Origin of the sequence: Pseudoxanthomonas sp. Soil82, assembly GCF_040446535.1 — a bacterium.
Taxonomy (GTDB): domain Bacteria; phylum Pseudomonadota; class Gammaproteobacteria; order Xanthomonadales; family Xanthomonadaceae; genus Pseudoxanthomonas; species Pseudoxanthomonas kaohsiungensis.
This window is the reverse complement of sequence record NZ_JBEAAK010000003.1, coordinates 1-16032: the sequence shown is the minus strand read 5'-3', so window position 1 is coordinate 16032 and position 16032 is coordinate 1. Positions and strand designations below refer to the sequence as shown.

Genomic DNA, 16032 nt, shown 5'->3' with positions numbered 1-16032 from the left:
CGCATCGAGGACTCCCATGGCCCACACCTGCAGGATCTGCTCGCCGTATGTCCCCGGCCTGACCCACGCCGACACCGCGCGCGAAGCATCCGACGAAGCGGCCAGCACCGAGCGCGTGGACAACCTGCGCATCACCCCGATGCGCGCCGGGTCCGGGCGGACCCGCGCCGCGGTCGAGCGCATGAAGCTGTGGCAGAACGGGCGCACGCTGCGGGTCCGCTTCCTCGACGGCCGTCCCGAGGTGCAGGCGCGCGTGCGCGACATCGCCAGGGAGTGGGAGGCGCTGGCGAACCTGCAGCTGCAATTCGTCGACAGCGGCCCGGCGCAGATCCGGATCAGCTTCGCCGAGGAAGGATTCTCCTGGTCGACGGTGGGCACCGATGCGCTGACCGTACCGGCATCGGAGGCGACCATGAACTACGGCTGGCTCGAGCCGGACACCCCGTTGCGCGAATACCAGCGCGTGGTGCGCCACGAATTCGGCCACGCGCTCGGCATGATCCACGAGCACCAGAATCCGGCGGCGTCGGGCAAGATCCCCTGGGACCGCCCCAAGGTCTACGCCTACTACGCGCAGCAGGGCTGGGACCGCGACGACGTCGACTTCAACATCTTCCAGGTCTACGACGAGGACAGCACCAACCACAGCGCCTTCGATCCGGCCTCGATCATGCAGTACGCGGTGCCCGACTCGCTGACCGTCGGTTCCTACGCGATCGGCTGGAATACCGAGTTCTCGGCCACGGATATCGAGTTCATGAGGCGCCAGTACCCGCGCAACGCGCCGGCGATGCAGGAGCTGCAGATCGGCGGGGCGCGGGTGGAGACCGACCTGGCTCTGGCCGGCGAGGTGGACAGCTTCCACTTCGAGGTCGCCGCGGCGGCGACCTTCATCATCACTACCGAAGGACCGACCGATACCGTGCTTACCCTGCACGGCCCGGGCGACCGCGGCGCGGTGCTGGCCTGGGACGACGACCTGGGTCGAGGCCGCAACGCGCGGCTCGTGCGCAAGCTCCAGCCCGGCCACTACTGGCTTACGGTCCGGCACAAGGATGCCGGTGCGGCAGGACGCTACAGCCTGGGGATCAAGCAACGCGCCTGAACCACCGTTCAGGCCCGGGCTGAATGACGGCTGTGGCGACTGAATGCTTAAGCGCACGCCGCGCGCGGATGAACGCATCACGCCACGCTAGCGGACGGTCGACCTGCGTTTTACCCGCATCGCCCTAGCCTGTCCGTGCGGTCACCCGACCGCTCCATCGGAGATGACGATCATGGGCAACCAGAAGAACCAGAACGATCAGAACCGCCAGAACCAGACCCCGGGCCAGCCGGACCAGAATCGCCAGCAGCAGCAGTGGCAGGATCCGGATCAGCAGAAGAAGGGCGACAACCAGCAGCAGCGTCCGCAGGACGAACAGCATCGCCAGCAGCGCTGACGCCTGGTAGCCGGCAAGCCCCGGTCGGCAAGCCGCCCGAACGGACGGATGCCACCAAAGAAAACGGGCCCGCATTTCTGCGGGCCCGTCTGCCGTTTGGCGTCCCCACGGGGATTCGAACCCCGGTCGCTACCGTGAAAGGGTAATGTCCTAGGCCTCTAGACGATGGGGACTTGGAACCTGTTGCCCCTCCTGCCGCACGCGGCGAGGAGTTGGTGGAGCCAGCCGGGATCGAACCGGCGACCTCTTGCATGCCATGCAAGCGCTCTCCCAGCTGAGCTATGGCCCCACGAGCTGAGGAGCGAAATTGTATGCAGGCTTTCGTGAACGCGCAAGCCTTCCCCTGAAAAAACTTCGCGGGTGCGGTGCCGCGCCGGTCCGCGCCCGGCCGGCGCTCAGTCCGCCAGCGGCTGCAGTTGCGGATCCAGCGCCACGCGGTCGTCGAACACGAAGCAGCGGCCGTCGTAGCCGGCGCCGCCGACCTGCTCGAAATAGCCGAGGATCCCGCCGTCCAGCTGGACCACGTTGTCCATGCCGTCCTGGTGCATCCACAGCGCCGCCTTCTCGCAACGGATGCCGCCGGTGCAGAAGCTGACCACGGTCGTCCCGCGCAGCGCTTCGCGGTGCGGGGCCAGCGCCCCGGGCAGTTCGGTGAAGCGGGTGATCGGCAGGGTCAGCGCACCGGCGAAGGTGCCGTGCTCGACCTCCTGTGCGTTGCGCGTGTCGAGCAGCACCACCGGCCGGCCGGCATCGTCGCGCCGGCCCTGCGCCAGCCAGCGGGCCAGGGTCGGCGGATCGACCACCGGCGCGCGACGGCCGGCCGCCAGCGGCGTGGCACGGTCGTCGCGGAAACTGATGATCTCCGGCTTGACCTTGGTCTTGAGCCGGGCGAACGGCACCCGCTCGCTGTGGCTGTACTTGGCCTGCAGCGTGGCGAAACGGGGGTCCTCGCGCAGCGCGGCGACGAAGCCGCGCAAGGCCGCGTCCTCGCCGGCCAGGAACAGGTTGATCCCCTCGCCCGCCACCAGGATCGTGCCTTTCAGTCCGGCCAGGGAGGCGGCCTCATGCAGGCGGTCGGCCAGGGACCGGGGGTCGTCCACCGGGGCGAAGTGGTAGGCGGCAAGGTTGAGCATGGCGGCATTGTAGGGCCGCGCTCCACGGCAGACCTGACCAGGACGCGACCGACGCAGGCAGCGGCCGCGTGCCGCGGTGGTCGGGTCAGCGCAGCAGCAGCCAGGGCAAGGCCAGCACCAGCAGGACCAGGGCCACGATCGCCGCCAGCCGCGGCAGCACAAACCCCGGACGCTCGCGCAACAGCTCCAGGAAGCCCTGGCGGCCTTCGCGCGCCTCCAGTTCGCGGGCCTGCTCGCGGCGGCGACGCTGGTAGTCGTCGAGCAGGCGGCGCGCGTCGGCATGGGCGTCGGCGTCGCGCAGCCACAGCGCGCCACCGGAGATCCCCCAGGGTCCGGGCCGGGTCTCGTACCAGTCGAAGCCGTGCGCGGTGAGCAACTGGCGCACGTCGTCGGCCTCGTCGTCGGGCACGTTGCGCAGGTGGAAGAGCAGTTTCGCCATCGGCGCATCATAGCGGCCGGCGGCGCCCGGGCCGCCATCGGTTACCCTTGCCGCCCCGCGAACAGACCTGCCCCGATGCGCCGCCTCGCCGCCCTGCTCCTCCTGCTTCCCACCCTGCTGCTCGCCGCATGCGAGGGACCGGACAGCGTCCCACCCGGAGGCAGCGTCGCCGAGCTGCAGCGCATCGACGAACGCGTCGGCACCGGTGCGACGGCCACTGCCGGAAGCGACGTCACCGTGCACTACACCGGCTGGCTCTACGACGAACGTGCCCCCGACAGGCGTGGCACCCAGTTCGACAGCTCGCGCAACCGCAACGAGCCGTTCACCTTCCTGCTCGGCGCCGGCCAGGTCATCCGTGGCTGGGACGACGGCGTGGCCGGCATGCGGGTCGGCGGCCGGCGCACCTTGCTGATTCCTTCCGGCTACGGCTACGGGCGCCGCGGCGCGGGCGGGGTGATCCCGCCCAACGCCTCGCTGGTGTTCGAGGTCGAACTGCTGGCCGTCAAGCCGCACTGACGCCATGGCCGCGCCCGGATCCCCATCCGAACTGCCCGGGCTGGCCATCATCGGCGGCGGTCCGGCCGGACTGATGGCCGCCGAGGTCGCGCGTGCGGCCGGGGTCGAGGTCGATGTGTTCGAGGGCAAGGGCTCGGTCGGGCGCAAGTTCCTGATCGCCGGCAAGGGCGGGCTCAACCTCACCCATGCCGAACCGATGCCCGGCTTCGCCCGACGCTACGGAGCGCGCGAGCAAGCGCTGGCCGGATGGCTGCGCGATTTCGGCGCCGACGACCTGCGCGAATGGGCGCGCGGCCTGGGCGTGGACACCTACGTGGGCAGCTCCGACCGGGTGTTCCCGCTGGACCGCAAGGCTGCACCATTGCTGCGCGGCTGGGTGCGCCGGCTGAAGGACCAGGGCGTGCGGTTCCATGTCCAGCACCGCTGGCTGGGATGGGACGATGACGGCACGACGCTGCGATTCGACACGCCCGACGGCGAGCGTCGCGCGCGCCCCGCAGCGACGGTCCTGGCCCTGGGTGGCGGCAGCTGGCCGCAACTGGGGTCGGACGGCGCCTGGGTGCCGCTGCTGGCCGGGCGCGGCCTGGAAGTGGCCCCGCTGCTGCCGAGCAACTGCGGCTTCGATGTCGACTGGAGCCCGCACTTCGCCGAACGCCATGCCGGCGCGCCGCTGAAGCCGGTCATCGCGCACTGGATCGGCGCGGACGGCAGGGAACATGCGCTTCAGGGCGAGTGCGTGGCGACGTCCAGCGGCATCGAAGGCAGCCTGGTGTACGCGCTGTCGGTGCCGCTGCGCGAGGCCATCGCCCGCGATGGCCAGGCGACGCTGTGGCTGGACCTGGTGCCCGGCCGCGACCTGGCGCGCTTGCGACGCGAGCTGGGCCGGCCGCGCAACGGTCGCAGCCTCAGCGAGCACATGCGCCGGCAGGCCGGCGTCGACGGGGTCAAGGCCGCACTGCTGCGCGAGGTGCTCGATGCCGCTTCGCTGGCGGACATGGACCGCGTGGCCGCCGCGCTCAAGCGCCTGCCGCTGCGGCTGCAGCGTGCGCGGCCGCTCGCCGAGGCGATCAGCACCGGCGGTGGCGTGCGCCTGGAGGCGCTGGACGAGGGACTGATGGCGACCGCGCTGCCCGGCGTGTTCTGCGCCGGCGAGATGCTCGACTGGGAGGCCCCGACCGGCGGCTACCTGCTGACCGCCTGTTTCGCCAGCGGCCTGCGCGCCGGCCGTGCCGCGGCCGCCTGGCTGCGGGCGCACGAGCCGGGCGGCCACCGTTGAGGGCGCATCATGTAGAGCCGGGCTTGCCCGGCTGGCCGCGCCGCCCGCACCGCGCAGCGGGGCAAGCCCCGCTCTACGACCGCGACGCAAGCTGAGGCGCACTCGCCCGCGGACCCGGGCTGACCCGATCACGGGTCGAGCGCACCGGTGCCCGAAGCGGGCGCGATGCAGCAGAAGGGTCCGCCGCTGGCTTCAGCCGCGCTGCAAAGCCTCGCGCTGCTCGCGGCTGACCACCTGCGGTTCGCGCACCGGCTGCCCCGCGGCGTCGAAGAACGGCGCGCCTGCGCGGCGGCCACGCAGGCGCGCAAGGATGGCCGGGACGAAGATGCGCACGCCGCCGACGAGGAAGCGCAGCGGCGCCGACTTCACCGGGCCGGTCGCCGACCCGGTATTGGCCACCAGGCGGTCGGCCGGGCCGAGCGCGGCGTCGAGTTCGCCCGGGCGCGCATGCACGCAGGCGGCCACCAGGCCGGTGTAATAGAGCCCGGGGTCGCGCGAGGTGTTGGCCAGCGGCGTGCGGCAGCACGCCGCGTACCAGCGCAGCAGCCCCCGTGGACTCATCGACATGCAGGCCAGGTGTTCGCCACCGGTATCGATGTGCACGCCATCGGGGGCCATGGCCAGGATCTCGGTTCCGCCGGCCGCGTCCAGCAGGCCGGGCTGGCCGAGGAAGCGGGCGAAGGCCTGGCAGTCCCTGCAGTAGCAGATCGCCCGCGCCTGCGCCCGCGTCAGGTCCACCCGGCCCTGCAGCTGGCCGCACTGGCAACGCAATTCCAGGGTCATCGCCGGTCTCCGCACCACGCCGCGGATGCGGCCCGGGGCAAGGGTAACGCCCGCGCCGGCTCAAGTCCCGCCCGGGGGATGCCGATAGCGGGTCCATGGACATCCTCAGCCTTGTCGGTCTGTTGTTGGCGCTGGTCGCACTGGTCGGTGGCAGCATCCTCAAGGGTGCCGGCCTCAGCTCGCTGTGGTCGTCGGCCGCCTTCGTCATCGTGATCGTCGGCACGGTCGCGGCGATCTTCGTCCATACCCCGCCTACGGTGTTCAAGCGGGCGCTGCGGATCGTCGGCTGGATCCTCAAGCCGCCGGCCGCCGACCGCGAGGCGCTGATGGCGCAGATCCTGGAGTGGAGCAACATCGCCCGCCGCCAGGGCCTGCTCGGCCTGGAGCAGCAGGTGGCCGAACAGGACGACGCGTTCCTGAAGAAGGGGCTGCAGATGCTGGTCGACGGCGTCGAGCCCGAGCAGATCCGGCACATGCTGGAAATCGACCTGGACAGCCAGGAGCACCAGGACCTGGCCGCGGCCAAGGTGTTCGAAGGCATGGGCATCTACGCGCCGACGCTGGGCATCATCGGCGCGGTGTTCGGCCTGATCGCGGTGATGAAGAACCTGGCCGACCCGAGCAAGCTCGGCCACGGCATCGCCGCCGCGTTCACCGCGACCATCTACGGCATCGCCTCGGCGAACCTGTTCTTCCTGCCGATGGCGTCCAAGCTCAAGAGCGTGATCGCACGCCGCACCGGCGAACGGGAGATGATCATCGAAGGCCTGATCGCCATCGCCCAGGGCGAGAATCCGCGCAACATCGAGTCCAAGCTCGCCGGCTTCCTGCACTGAGGCCCGGCAGCGATGGCGCGCAAGAAGAAGCACGAGGAACACGGCAACCACGAGGCCTGGGCGATCCCCTACGCGGACCTGATGACGCTGCTGCTGGCGTTCTTCGTGGTCATGTACGCGATCTCCTCGCTCAACGAGGGCAAGTACCGGGTCATGGCCGATGCGCTGACCGCGGCCTTCGGCGGCGCGCCGCGTACGATCAACCCGGTGCAGGTGGGCAACCACCAGCAGCAGGGTTCGGACTACGACCGGCCCTCGCCGATCAAGTCCGGCGCCAAGCAGGGGCCGTCGGCCCCCTCGCCCGCACCGAACCCCACGCTGCTGCCTTCACTGGCCTCGCACCTGCGCACCGGCCAGCCGATGGACGTGGCCGACACCCGCGCCGTGCAGCGGGCGCAGCGGCAGCTCGGCGACATCGCCTCGCAGATCGAAGGGGCGCTGGCCTCGCTGGTGGAGGCCCGGCTGATCACGGTCAAGCGGTCGGAGCTGTGGCTGGAGGTGGAGATCAACAGCGACATCCTGTTCGACACCGGCTCGGCGTCGCTGGACCTGTCGGCGCGCGGCGTCCTGGCCAAGCTGGCCGCGGTACTGCACGACACGCCCAACCCGGTGCGGGTCGAGGGCTACACCGACAACCAGCCGATCGCCACCGCCCAGTTCCCGTCCAACTGGGAGCTGTCGGCCTCGCGCGCGGCCAGCGTGGTGCACCTGTTCGCCGCCCAGGGCGTGGCGCCCGAGCGGCTGGCGATGGTCGGCTACGGCGAATACCGGCCGCGGGCCGACAACCTGACCGACGAAGGCCGCAACCGCAACCGCCGGGTGGTGCTCATCGTGCTGGCCGCGCCGGACGACGCCGGCCGCGACGATGCGGTCAAGACCGCCGCGGCCGCGCCGATATCCACGATGGACGCATCCCCCGTCGCCGGTGCCGGCAGCGTGGCGGTCGGCGCCAATCCCTAGGACGAGGACCTGACCGATGCGAGTGTGGGCGATCGCCAACCAGAAAGGCGGCGTGGGCAAGACCACCACTACCCTGGCCCTGGGCCGCGGCCTGGCCCTGCGCGGCCAGCGCGTGCTGCTGGTCGACCTGGACCCGCACGCCTCGCTGACCCGGGCCTTCGGCGTCGCCGCGGACCCGGCGCCGGAAGGGGTGCTGGACTTGTTCTCCACCCCGCCGCAGACGCTGGCGGACTTGGCCCGGCCCAGCCGGATCGAGCACCTGTCGCACGTCTGCGCGCAGACCGCGTTGGCCACGCTGGAGCGGCGCAGCGCCAACCAGCCCGGCCTTGGCCTGGCGCTGTCGCAGGCGCTGGCCCGGCACAGCGGGCAACACGACTACGTACTGCTGGACTGCCCGCCCACGCTGGGCCTGCTGATGATCAACGCACTGGCCGCCGCCGACCGGGTGGTCATTCCCACCCAGGCCGAACCGCTGGCGCTGCACGGCCTGGCCGGCATGCGTCGCACCGCGGAGATGGTCGAGCGCTCGCGCCGTCGGCCGCTGCCGGTTTCAGTGCTGCCGACGCTGTACGACCGCCGCACCCGCGCCGGCCAGGAAGCGCTGCGGAAGATGCAGGACGACCATGGCGAGCGGGTCTGGGAAGACGCGATCCCGGTCGACACCCGGCTGTGCAACGCCGAGCTGCTGGTGCAGCCGGTGGGCGAGGACGGCGGCTATCCGGGCCGGGCCCTGTCGAGCTACCGCCGGGCGCTGGACTGGATCCTGGCTGGCGACGCCGAACCCATGGAGCGTGCCGCATGAGCGCGGTGGCGGCCCTCGACGAATACCTGGACGGGCTGCTCGTGGACCGTCCGCCGCCCGCTCCGGCCCGCGCCCCGACCGCGGTGGTCGCCCTGGCCCCGGCCCCGGCGACGCCCGCCATGGCGCCGCGCTCCGCGGAAGCGGCATCCCCCGCCCCTCCGGCATTGGCGGCCATCGCCGCGCTGTCGGCGCAGGAGCCGGGCTTGCCGCACCGCCGCGCCGCCGACCGCAGTTCGCGCTGGCTGCGCTTGCGCTGCGCCGGCCAGGCCTACGGCCTGGAACTGCTGAAGGTGCAGGAAGTGGTGCTGCCCACGCCGCTGCTGCCGCTGCGCGGCACGCCACCGGCGATGCTGGGCGTCATGAACCTGCGCGGCCAGGTCGTGCCGGTGCTCGACCTCGGCGTGCACCTGGGCCAGGCGCCGCAGCCGGCCACGGCGGCGACCCGCTACGTCGTGCTGGAGGAGAAGGGCGAAACCCTGGGGCTGCGCGTCTCGGCGGTCGAGGATGTCGTCAACCTCACCGAGCAGCAGATCGAAGCGCCCGACCGCACCCGCGCCGGCCGCATCCACAGCGACCTGTTCCGCGGCGTGGCCCGCCAGTCCGGCGATCCGGTGATCCTGCTCGACGCCTCCGGCCTGCTCGACCCGGCCCGCGCCGGTGCACGCTAAAGACCGGCCCGTGCCGGCCGCTACCTGTCCTGAACCCGATTGCGGAGACGCGATGAACACCGTGTCCCTCGGCGAAGACCTCGGCATCGAGGCCAGCGCCGACCTCAAAGAGCGCCTGGCGGCGCACCTGGACGACCCGGCGGTGGCGCTGGACGGCGGCGCGGTGCGCCGCGTCCACACCGCGGCGATGCAGGTGCTCTGCGCCTTCTTCCGCAGCCGCGCCGAACACGGGCGCAGCACCGAACTGGCCAGCTGCAGCGAACCGCTGCGCGACGCCGCGCGCCTGCTCGGCCTGGGCGGCACGCTCGGGCTGGCAAGCAACGAACCGACCGTCGATGGACGGGAAACGAAGAACCCTGTGGAGAAAGCCGCATGAGCGCACGCATCCTGGTAGTGGACGATTCGGCGTCGATGCGCCAGATGGTCTCCTTCGCCCTGACTTCCGCCGGCTTCGCGGTGGACGAAGCCGAGGACGGCCAGGTCGCGCTGGGCCGCGCCCAGGGCCAGCGCTTCAATGCGGTGGTCACCGACGTGAACATGCCGAACATGGACGGCATCTCGCTGATCCGGGCGCTGCGCGGCCTGCCCGACTACCGCTTCACGCCGATGCTGATGCTCACCACCGAATCGGCGGCCGACAAGAAGGCCGAAGGCAAGGCCGCCGGCGCCACCGGCTGGCTGGTCAAGCCGTTCAACCCCGAGCAGCTGGTCGCCACCGTCCAGAAAGTCCTCGGCTGAGTTCCGCCGCCACCCGCCCCCACGAGCCGCGTCGCCATGAGCATGGACCTGCAACGTTTCCACGCCACCTACTTCGAGGAGAGCCGCGAAGGCCTGGACGCAATGGAGTCCGGCCTGCTCGCGCTCGAGGGCGGCAGCGTCGATCCGGAAGTGGTGAACTCGGTTTTCCGCGCCGCGCACTCGATCAAGGGCGGCGCCGCGACGTTCGGCTTCGGCAAGATGGCCGGTTTGACCCACGTCCTCGAAACCCTGCTGGACGAGGTCCGTGGCGGCAAGCGCGCGCTGGCCGCCAGCGCGGTCGACGCGATGCTCGGTTCGGTCGACGTGCTGCGCGCCCTGCTGGCCGAAGCCGAACATGGCAAGCCGGCAGACCCGGCCACGGTGGCCGCCATGCATGAACGGCTGGAACGCGAACTGGGCGCCGGCGCCGGCACCGCGCAGGCCACCGCCGCCGCCACGCCCGAACCGGACGGCTGGGACATCGCCTTCACCCCGGCGCCCTCGCTGTTCATGAGCGGCAACGATCCGCTGCGCATCCTGCGCGAGCTCGAACACCTGGGCCCGTTGCAGGTCGACGCCAGGCTCGAACGCCTGCCCGGATTCACCCAGCTCGATCCGCTCGAAGCGTGCATCGCCTGGGACCTCGGCCTGCGCGGCAAGGTGCCGCGCAGCGCCATCGACGACGTGTTCGCCTGGGTGGTGGACGACTGCGAGCTGGACATCCGGCCGCAGGCGGCCGCCGCGGCCGCCGCGGTTGCCACCGCGCCGGTCGTGGCGGCCACTCCGGCGGCGTCCGGTACCGGCGCGCCGCCGGCCACGCCGGCCGCCACCGCCGAGGCCGAATCCTCGATCCGGGTGAGCGTCGACAAGGTCGACGCGCTGATCAACCTGGTCGGCGAACTGGTCATCACCCAGGCCATGCTCAAGCAGGTCAGCGGCGGGCTGGACCCGTCGCTGTCCGAGCGCCTCACCGCCGGCCTGGAGCTGCTGGAACGCAATACCCGCGACCTGCAGGAAGCCGTGATCGGCGTGCGCATGCTGCCGGTGGACGCGGTGTTCCGTCGCTTCCCGCGGCTGGTCCGCGACCTCTCGGCACGCCTGGGCAAGCAGGTCCGCCTGCGCACGGTCGGCGAAGGCACCGAACTGGACAAGGGCCTGATCGAGAAGATCGCCGACCCGCTCGTGCACCTGGTCCGCAACTCGATCGACCATGGCCTGGAAGCACCGGACGTGCGCCGCGCCGCCGGCAAGGACGAAACCGGCACGATCACCCTGGCTGCCTCGCACCAGGGCGGGCACATCGTCATCGAAGTCGCCGACGACGGTCGCGGCCTCGATCGCGCTCGGATCCTGGCCAAGGCCCAGGAGCGCGGCCTGCAGGTGCCGGAGAATCCGACCGACGCGCAGGTGTGGGACCTGATCTTCCAGCCCGGTTTCTCCACCGCCGACCAGGTCACCGACCTGTCCGGCCGCGGCGTGGGCATGGACGTGGTGCGCCGGAACATCCAGGCGCTGGGCGGCGAGGTCCAGCTGGAAAGCGGCATCGGCCGCGGCACCCGCGTGGTGATCCGCCTGCCGTTGACCCTGGCCATCCTCGACGGCATGGTCGTTTCGACCGGCGGCGAGATCCTGATCCTGCCGCTCAACCACGTGCTCGAGGCGCTGCAGCCGCAGCCCGAGGACATCCGCACCGTGGCCGGCGAAGGCCGCGTGCTGCGCGTGCGCGGCGAGTACCTGCCGATGCTTTCGCTCGCCGACCACTACGGCTTCCGCGACGCCGGACCCGAGCCGCTGGTGGTCGTGGTCGAGGGCGACGGGCAGAAGCTGGCGGTCGAGGTCGAGGAGCTGGTGGGCCAGCAGCAGGTCGTGGTCAAGAACCTAGAGCGCAACTACCGGCGAGTGCCCGGCATTTCCGGCGCGACCATCCTCGGCGATGGCCATGTCGCGCTGATCGTCGACGTCGGCGGCCTGGTCCGCCTGCGCCAGCAGCTGCCGCAGGCGGCCTGAGCCCGGCAGACCCGCATACGCCGGCCGGTACTGCCAGCCGCCGCGCCACTCCCGGCGACGCCCGGCTGTACTGCGGCTCCCGTTCGAGATTGCTCTGGCGACGACTACCCACCGCCTCTGCTGCGGTGACGCATCGCGCTTTGCCCTTCAGCGCATCCGCCGCTATCTGGTGGCAATCGCACGCGGGAGAGCGAAACGACGCATGCCGGCGGCGCGACCACGTTCAGCATTTTCCTGTCAAGTCGCCGTGCACGGCGCCGCTATCCGGAATGCACGGAATCGATCCGTGCGCGCCCGCCCCGCGGTGCGCCGCCACCGAGACGAGATACCGACATGAAGTGGTTCAACAACCTGCCAATCGCGCGCAAGCTGGCCCTGGCCTTCGTCGCCACCACGGCGATGACCGTGGCCCTGGGCCTGTTCTCGCTGCTCCGGCTGAACACCGCCCACGACCAGATCAAGCAGACCAGCAGCAACTGGATGCCAGCGGTCGTGCACCTGGGTGAGATGCTCTCGCTGCTCAACGAATACCGCACCTACGAACTGGCGCAGCTGGGCCGGCAGGGCAACGCCGAGGAGCTGGCCGACTACGACAAGCGCCTGGCCACCACCCGCGCCAGCATCGAGGCGGCCGAGGCCGAGTACAACGCGATCGAAGCCGAGTCCAAGGCCGATGAGCTCGCCCTCTACGACAAGGTCAAGGCAGCCCGCGCGGCCTACTTCAGCTCGCACGACAACATCGCCCAGGCGATCGCGGCCGACGATTTCGCCACCGCCACGGCGATCTCCGAAGATGCGTCGCGGGCGGCGCGGCGCGAGTTCGCCGGCGCGCTGAAGGCGCTGATCAAGTACAACGTGGACGGCCTGGATGCGCAGGTGGCGGCCGCCGACAGCGCGCATGCCCGCACCGTGGCCGCGATCTGGATCGGCATGGGCCTGCTCGGCCTGCTCGCCGGGCTGCTCGGCTGGACCATCGCCCGCGCCGTGTCGCGTCCGCTGCAGCGTGCCACGCGCGTGGCCGGCGAGATCGCCCAGGGCCGCCTCGACAATGCGATCAGCGCCGACGGCCGCGACGAGGCGGGCCGCCTGCTGGCCTCGATGCGCACCATGCAGGACCAGCTGAAGGCAGTGCTCGCCGCACAGGCCGAGATGACCGTCCGCCACGACGAGGGCCAGATCAGCTATCGCATCGACGACAGCGGCTTCCCCGGCGACTACGGTCGCATGGTCCGCGACACCAATGCCCTGGTCGCCCAGCACATCCAGGTCAACGCCCGCGCGGTGGAGGTGATGCGCCAGTACGCCGCCGGCGACCTGTCGGTGGACATGGACCGCCTGCCCGGCGAGAAGGCGGTCATCACCGACACCATGGACCTGTGCAAGCGCAACCTGTCGGCGATCAACACCGAGATCACCCGCCTGGCCGCGGCCGCCGCCGCCGGCGACTTCTCCCAGCGCGGCGATGCGCAGGCCTACCAGCACGACTTCCGGGCCATGGTCGCGGGCCTGAACCAGCTGATGGAAACCACCGACGGCAACCTGGACGAAGTCTCGGCCCTGCTCAAGGCGGTGGCCGACGGCGACCTGACCACGCGGATGGACGGCGACTTCCACGGCGTGTTCGCCCGCATGCGCGACGACGCCAATGCCACCGTGGCCCAGCTCACCTCCATCGTCTCCCGCATCCAGGGCGCCTCCTCGGCTATCTCCACCGCCTCCACCGAGATCGCCTCCGGCAACAACGACCTGTCCCGCCGCACCGAGCAGCAGGCCGCCAACCTGGAAGAAACCGCCGCCTCGATGGAGGAGCTCACCTCCACCGTCAAGCAGAACGCCGACCACGCCCGCCAAGCCAACCAGCTGGCCATCGGCGCGGCCGGAGTGGCTTCCCAGGGCGGCCAGGTCGTCGGCCAGGTCGTCACCACCATGGCCGACATCCAGGCCTCCTCGCGCAAGATCGCCGACATCATCTCGGTCATCGACGGCATCGCCTTCCAGACCAACATCCTGGCGCTCAATGCCGCGGTCGAAGCAGCGCGCGCCGGCGAACAGGGCCGCGGCTTCGCCGTGGTCGCCACCGAGGTGCGTTCGCTGGCCCAGCGCAGCGCCACCGCGGCCAAGGAGATCAAGTCGCTGATCGAGGACTCCACCGGCAAGGTCGCCGATGGCGCCGCGCTGGCCGAGCAGGCCGGCAAGACCATGGGCGAGATCGTGGCCTCGGTGCAGCGGGTGACCGACATCATGGCCGAGATCTCCGCCGCCTCGCAGGAACAGGCCGCCGGCATCGAGCAGGTCAACCAGACCATCGTGCAGATGGACGAGACCACCCAGCAGAACGCGGCCCTGGTCGAGGAGGCCACCGCCGCCGCCCGCGCCATGGAGGAACAGTCCGCCAGCCTGGCCCAGGCCATCGCCGTGTTCCGGATCGAGGGCGGCCACGCCCCCGGCACCGCCGCGGCGCCCGCTGCGCCCACCCCCTCCACCACCACCTCCAGGCCGGCGTTCGTGCCGGTGCGCAAGGCGGCACGCACGGTCCCCGCCTCGCGGATCGCCGGCAACACCGCCCTGGCCGACAACGAGTGGTCCGAGTTCTAGGACCCGGTGCATCGCGGTACTTCCAGCCCCGGCTCCGGCCGGGGCTTTTTTATGCCGCCGTCTTCGACCGCGGTGATGGCGTTTCCGTGACCGCGTTCGCCGCTGCGGACCGCCCGCGGGCCAAAGAACGCTCCTGCGCAGCCGCTAACGGGAGAGCCCCCTTCGAATTACCCGGACGTCCCCGATGAGCCCCGTGCAAGCGATCCACCGCCTGCTTTCCAACCTCCCCATGAAGCGCAAGTTCCTGCTGCAGACCGCCGTGGTCGCGGCAGGCATCATCGCCCTGGCGGTCGTCGCCGCCCGCATGCAGTACCTGGACCTGAACTCGACCCGCCAGGCCGGCCTGAAGGCGCAGACCGAAATGGCGATGGGCGTGATCCAGCGTTACGCCGACCGCGCCGCCAGCGGCGAGCTGGACCTGGCCACCGCGCAGGCCGGCGCGCTGGAGACATTGAAGGCGATGCAGGCCACCAAGGGCGTGGACTACTTCTTCGTCACCGACGAACAGCCCCGCATGCTGATGCACCCCACCCGCCCGGACCTCAAGGACCAGTCGGTCGCCGACGTGCTCAGCCCGGACGGCAAGGCGATCTTCCCGGCCTTCGTCCGCGCCGCGCAGGGCGGCGGCGGCTTCGTCGACTACGCCTGGGCCAAGGCCGGCGAGAAGGAGCCGGTGCGCAAGACCTCCTACGCGGCACTGTATGCGCCGTGGGGCTGGGTGGTGGGCACGGGCGTGTACATGGACGATACCCAGGCGCAGGCGCTGCAGTTCACCGGGATCATGACCCTGGCCGGCGGCGTGCTGGTCCTGCTCAACCTGGCCATCGGCTGGCTGATCGGCGGCACCGTGCTCGACTCGGTCGGGCGCGCGCTGGCCGCGGTCAAGGGCGTATCGCGCGGCGACCTGGCCGTGCGCACCGGCGAGCACGGTCGCGACGAAGTCGGTCAGATGCTCAAGGCCACCGACGAGATGGTGCACATGCTCGAACGGTTCTCGCGGCAGACCCGGCACATGATCGACCAGCATGCCGGCCCGGACATCGGCCACCGCATGCCCGAGGACTTCCCCGGCGTCTATGGCGAGCTTGCGGCCGGCATCAACACCATGATGTTCGAGCACCTGGATGCGATCGCCGACGCCGTCGCCATCCTCGGCGAGTACGCCAATGGCGACCTCTCGCGCGATGCGCGGCGCCTGCCCCAGTCCCGCGCGGTGCTGCACGAGGCGATGGACGCGGCCAAGGCCAGCCTGCTGGCCATCAACGCCGAGATCCGGCGGCTGGCCGATGCCGCCGCCGCCGGCGACTTCTCCGCGCGCGGTGACCGGACGCGCTACCAGCATGATTTCCGGGCGATGGTCGACGGCCTGAACGCGATGATGGCCACCAGCGACCGTAACCTGGGGCAGCTGTCCACCCTGCTCAAGGCGGTGGCCGACGGCGACCTGACCACGCGCATGGACGGCGACTTCCACGGCGTGTTCGCCCGCATGCGCGACGACGCCAACGCCACCGTGGCCCAGCTCACCTCCATCGTCTCCCGCATCCAGGGCGCCTCCTCGGCCATCTCCACCGCCTCCACCGAGATCGCCTCCGGCAACAACGACCTGTCCCGCCGCACCGAGCAGCAGGCCGCCAACCTGGAAGAAACCGCCGCCTCGATGGAGGAGCTCACCTCCACCGTCAAGCAGAACGCCGACCACGCCCGCCAGGCCAACCAGCTGGCCATCGGCGCGGCCGGAGTGGCTTCCCAGGGCGGCCAGGTCGTCGGCCAGGTCGTCACCACCATGGCCGACATCCAGGCCTCCTCGCGCAAGATCGCCGACATCATCTCG

The 16032-nt window shown here is 71.1% G+C and carries 15 protein-coding genes, 2 tRNA genes and 1 pseudogene; 13 read left to right on the top strand and 5 right to left on the bottom strand.

All coding sequences use genetic code 11. The annotated features are described in order from the left end of the window. Positions 1–16 precede the first annotated feature (16 nt). Positions 17–1105 carry a M12 family metallopeptidase gene (locus ABKA19_RS09115; RefSeq protein ID WP_353688639.1) on the top strand — a complete coding sequence of 363 codons (1089 nt, stop codon included), beginning with the start codon at positions 17–19 and terminating at the stop codon, positions 1103–1105. Between the two features lie 172 nt (positions 1106–1277). Beyond that, positions 1278–1442: a hypothetical protein gene (locus tag ABKA19_RS09110; RefSeq protein WP_353688638.1), complete on the top strand. Its 165-nt coding sequence runs from the start codon at positions 1278–1280 to the stop codon at positions 1440–1442. Positions 1443–1539: 97 nt separating this feature from the next. On the opposite strand, the gene ABKA19_RS09105 is transcribed toward ABKA19_RS09110, so the two are convergent. From ABKA19_RS09105 to ABKA19_RS09090, 4 genes are all read right to left on the bottom strand, one after another. After that, a tRNA-Glu gene (locus ABKA19_RS09105) sits at positions 1540–1615 on the bottom strand. 40 nt (positions 1616–1655) lie between these two features. After that, a tRNA-Ala gene (locus ABKA19_RS09100) sits at positions 1656–1731 on the bottom strand. A 106-nt stretch (positions 1732–1837) separates the two neighbouring features. After that, positions 1838–2575 carry a sulfurtransferase gene (locus ABKA19_RS09095; RefSeq protein WP_353688637.1) on the bottom strand — a complete coding sequence of 246 codons (738 nt, stop codon included), beginning with the start codon at positions 2573–2575 and terminating at the stop codon, positions 1838–1840. Between the two features lie 85 nt (positions 2576–2660). After that, on the bottom strand, positions 2661–3014 hold the full coding sequence (locus ABKA19_RS09090; protein ID WP_353688636.1) for a DUF6164 family protein: 354 nt from the start codon (positions 3012–3014) through the stop codon (positions 2661–2663). A 75-nt stretch (positions 3015–3089) separates the two neighbouring features. Between ABKA19_RS09090 and ABKA19_RS09085 the strand changes: the two genes are divergently transcribed. Together ABKA19_RS09085 and ABKA19_RS09080 are read left to right on the top strand one after the other, a co-directional pair. Beyond that, on the top strand, positions 3090–3533 hold the full coding sequence (locus ABKA19_RS09085; protein ID WP_353688635.1) for an FKBP-type peptidyl-prolyl cis-trans isomerase: 444 nt from the start codon (positions 3090–3092) through the stop codon (positions 3531–3533). A 4-nt stretch (positions 3534–3537) separates the two neighbouring features. Continuing rightward, positions 3538–4809, top strand: coding sequence for a TIGR03862 family flavoprotein (locus ABKA19_RS09080; protein WP_353688634.1), 1272 nt, complete (start codon positions 3538–3540; stop codon positions 4807–4809). Positions 4810–5001: 192 nt separating this feature from the next. Here the strand turns inward: ABKA19_RS09080 and ABKA19_RS09075 are convergent, their stop codons facing one another. Continuing rightward, positions 5002–5592: a DUF6151 family protein gene (locus ABKA19_RS09075; RefSeq protein ID WP_353688633.1), complete on the bottom strand. Its 591-nt coding sequence runs from the start codon at positions 5590–5592 to the stop codon at positions 5002–5004. A gap of 95 nt (positions 5593–5687) precedes the next feature. Between ABKA19_RS09075 and ABKA19_RS09070 the strand changes: the two genes are divergently transcribed. The 9 genes and pseudogenes from ABKA19_RS09070 to ABKA19_RS09030 all read left to right on the top strand — a co-directional run. Beyond that, the gene (locus ABKA19_RS09070) at positions 5688–6428 is read left to right on the top strand and encodes a flagellar motor protein (RefSeq protein WP_162375491.1); all 741 of its coding nucleotides are present in this window, start codon (positions 5688–5690) and stop codon (positions 6426–6428) included. Between the two features lie 12 nt (positions 6429–6440). Next, positions 6441–7388: a flagellar motor protein MotD gene (gene motD, locus ABKA19_RS09065; RefSeq protein ID WP_353688632.1), complete on the top strand. Its 948-nt coding sequence runs from the start codon at positions 6441–6443 to the stop codon at positions 7386–7388. Positions 7389–7404: 16 nt separating this feature from the next. Continuing rightward, complete coding sequence (locus ABKA19_RS09060) at positions 7405–8190, top strand: ParA family protein (RefSeq protein WP_162375495.1); 786 nt, start codon at positions 7405–7407, stop codon at positions 8188–8190. 71 nt (positions 8191–8261) lie between these two features. After that, positions 8262–8858, top strand: a pseudogene (locus ABKA19_RS09055) (chemotaxis protein CheW); the annotation flags it as partial. A gap of 52 nt (positions 8859–8910) precedes the next feature. Then, positions 8911–9234, top strand: a complete 324-nt coding sequence (locus ABKA19_RS09050) for an STAS domain-containing protein (RefSeq protein ID WP_353688631.1) — start codon at positions 8911–8913, stop codon at positions 9232–9234. Continuing rightward, a complete protein-coding gene (locus ABKA19_RS09045) occupies positions 9231–9596 on the top strand; it encodes a response regulator (protein WP_162375500.1) in 366 nt (121 codons plus the stop codon). The genes ABKA19_RS09050 and ABKA19_RS09045 overlap by 4 nt, the downstream gene beginning before the upstream one ends. 36 nt (positions 9597–9632) lie before the next feature. Further along, complete coding sequence (locus ABKA19_RS09040) at positions 9633–11603, top strand: chemotaxis protein CheA (protein WP_162375502.1); 1971 nt, start codon at positions 9633–9635, stop codon at positions 11601–11603. Between the two features lie 333 nt (positions 11604–11936). Next, complete coding sequence (locus ABKA19_RS09035; protein WP_353688630.1) at positions 11937–14198, top strand: methyl-accepting chemotaxis protein; 2262 nt, start codon at positions 11937–11939, stop codon at positions 14196–14198. 184 nt (positions 14199–14382) lie between these two features. Continuing rightward, a partial coding sequence (locus ABKA19_RS09030; protein WP_353688629.1) for a cache domain-containing protein occupies positions 14383–16032 on the top strand: 1650 nt, incomplete at its 3' end.

What these genes read in the sequence shown, in the direction of transcription:
- ABKA19_RS09115 (WP_353688639.1), top strand. Translation starts at nt 17, where the DNA reads ATGGCCCACACCTGCAGGATCTGCTCGCCGTATGTCCCCGGCCTGACC.
- ABKA19_RS09110 (WP_353688638.1), top strand. Translation starts at nt 1,278, where the DNA reads ATGGGCAACCAGAAGAACCAGAACGATCAGAACCGCCAGAACCAGACC.
- ABKA19_RS09095 (WP_353688637.1), bottom strand. Translation starts at nt 2,575, where the DNA reads ATGCTCAACCTTGCCGCCTACCACTTCGCCCCGGTGGACGACCCCCGG.
- ABKA19_RS09090 (WP_353688636.1), bottom strand. Translation starts at nt 3,014, where the DNA reads ATGGCGAAACTGCTCTTCCACCTGCGCAACGTGCCCGACGACGAGGCC.
- ABKA19_RS09085 (WP_353688635.1), top strand. Translation starts at nt 3,090, where the DNA reads ATGCGCCGCCTCGCCGCCCTGCTCCTCCTGCTTCCCACCCTGCTGCTC.
- ABKA19_RS09080 (WP_353688634.1), top strand. Translation starts at nt 3,538, where the DNA reads ATGGCCGCGCCCGGATCCCCATCCGAACTGCCCGGGCTGGCCATCATC.
- ABKA19_RS09075 (WP_353688633.1), bottom strand. Translation starts at nt 5,592, where the DNA reads ATGACCCTGGAATTGCGTTGCCAGTGCGGCCAGCTGCAGGGCCGGGTG.
- ABKA19_RS09070 (WP_162375491.1), top strand. Translation starts at nt 5,688, where the DNA reads ATGGACATCCTCAGCCTTGTCGGTCTGTTGTTGGCGCTGGTCGCACTG.
- motD (WP_353688632.1), top strand. Translation starts at nt 6,441, where the DNA reads ATGGCGCGCAAGAAGAAGCACGAGGAACACGGCAACCACGAGGCCTGG.
- ABKA19_RS09060 (WP_162375495.1), top strand. Translation starts at nt 7,405, where the DNA reads ATGCGAGTGTGGGCGATCGCCAACCAGAAAGGCGGCGTGGGCAAGACC.
- ABKA19_RS09050 (WP_353688631.1), top strand. Translation starts at nt 8,911, where the DNA reads ATGAACACCGTGTCCCTCGGCGAAGACCTCGGCATCGAGGCCAGCGCC.
- ABKA19_RS09045 (WP_162375500.1), top strand. Translation starts at nt 9,231, where the DNA reads ATGAGCGCACGCATCCTGGTAGTGGACGATTCGGCGTCGATGCGCCAG.
- ABKA19_RS09040 (WP_162375502.1), top strand. Translation starts at nt 9,633, where the DNA reads ATGAGCATGGACCTGCAACGTTTCCACGCCACCTACTTCGAGGAGAGC.
- ABKA19_RS09035 (WP_353688630.1), top strand. Translation starts at nt 11,937, where the DNA reads ATGAAGTGGTTCAACAACCTGCCAATCGCGCGCAAGCTGGCCCTGGCC.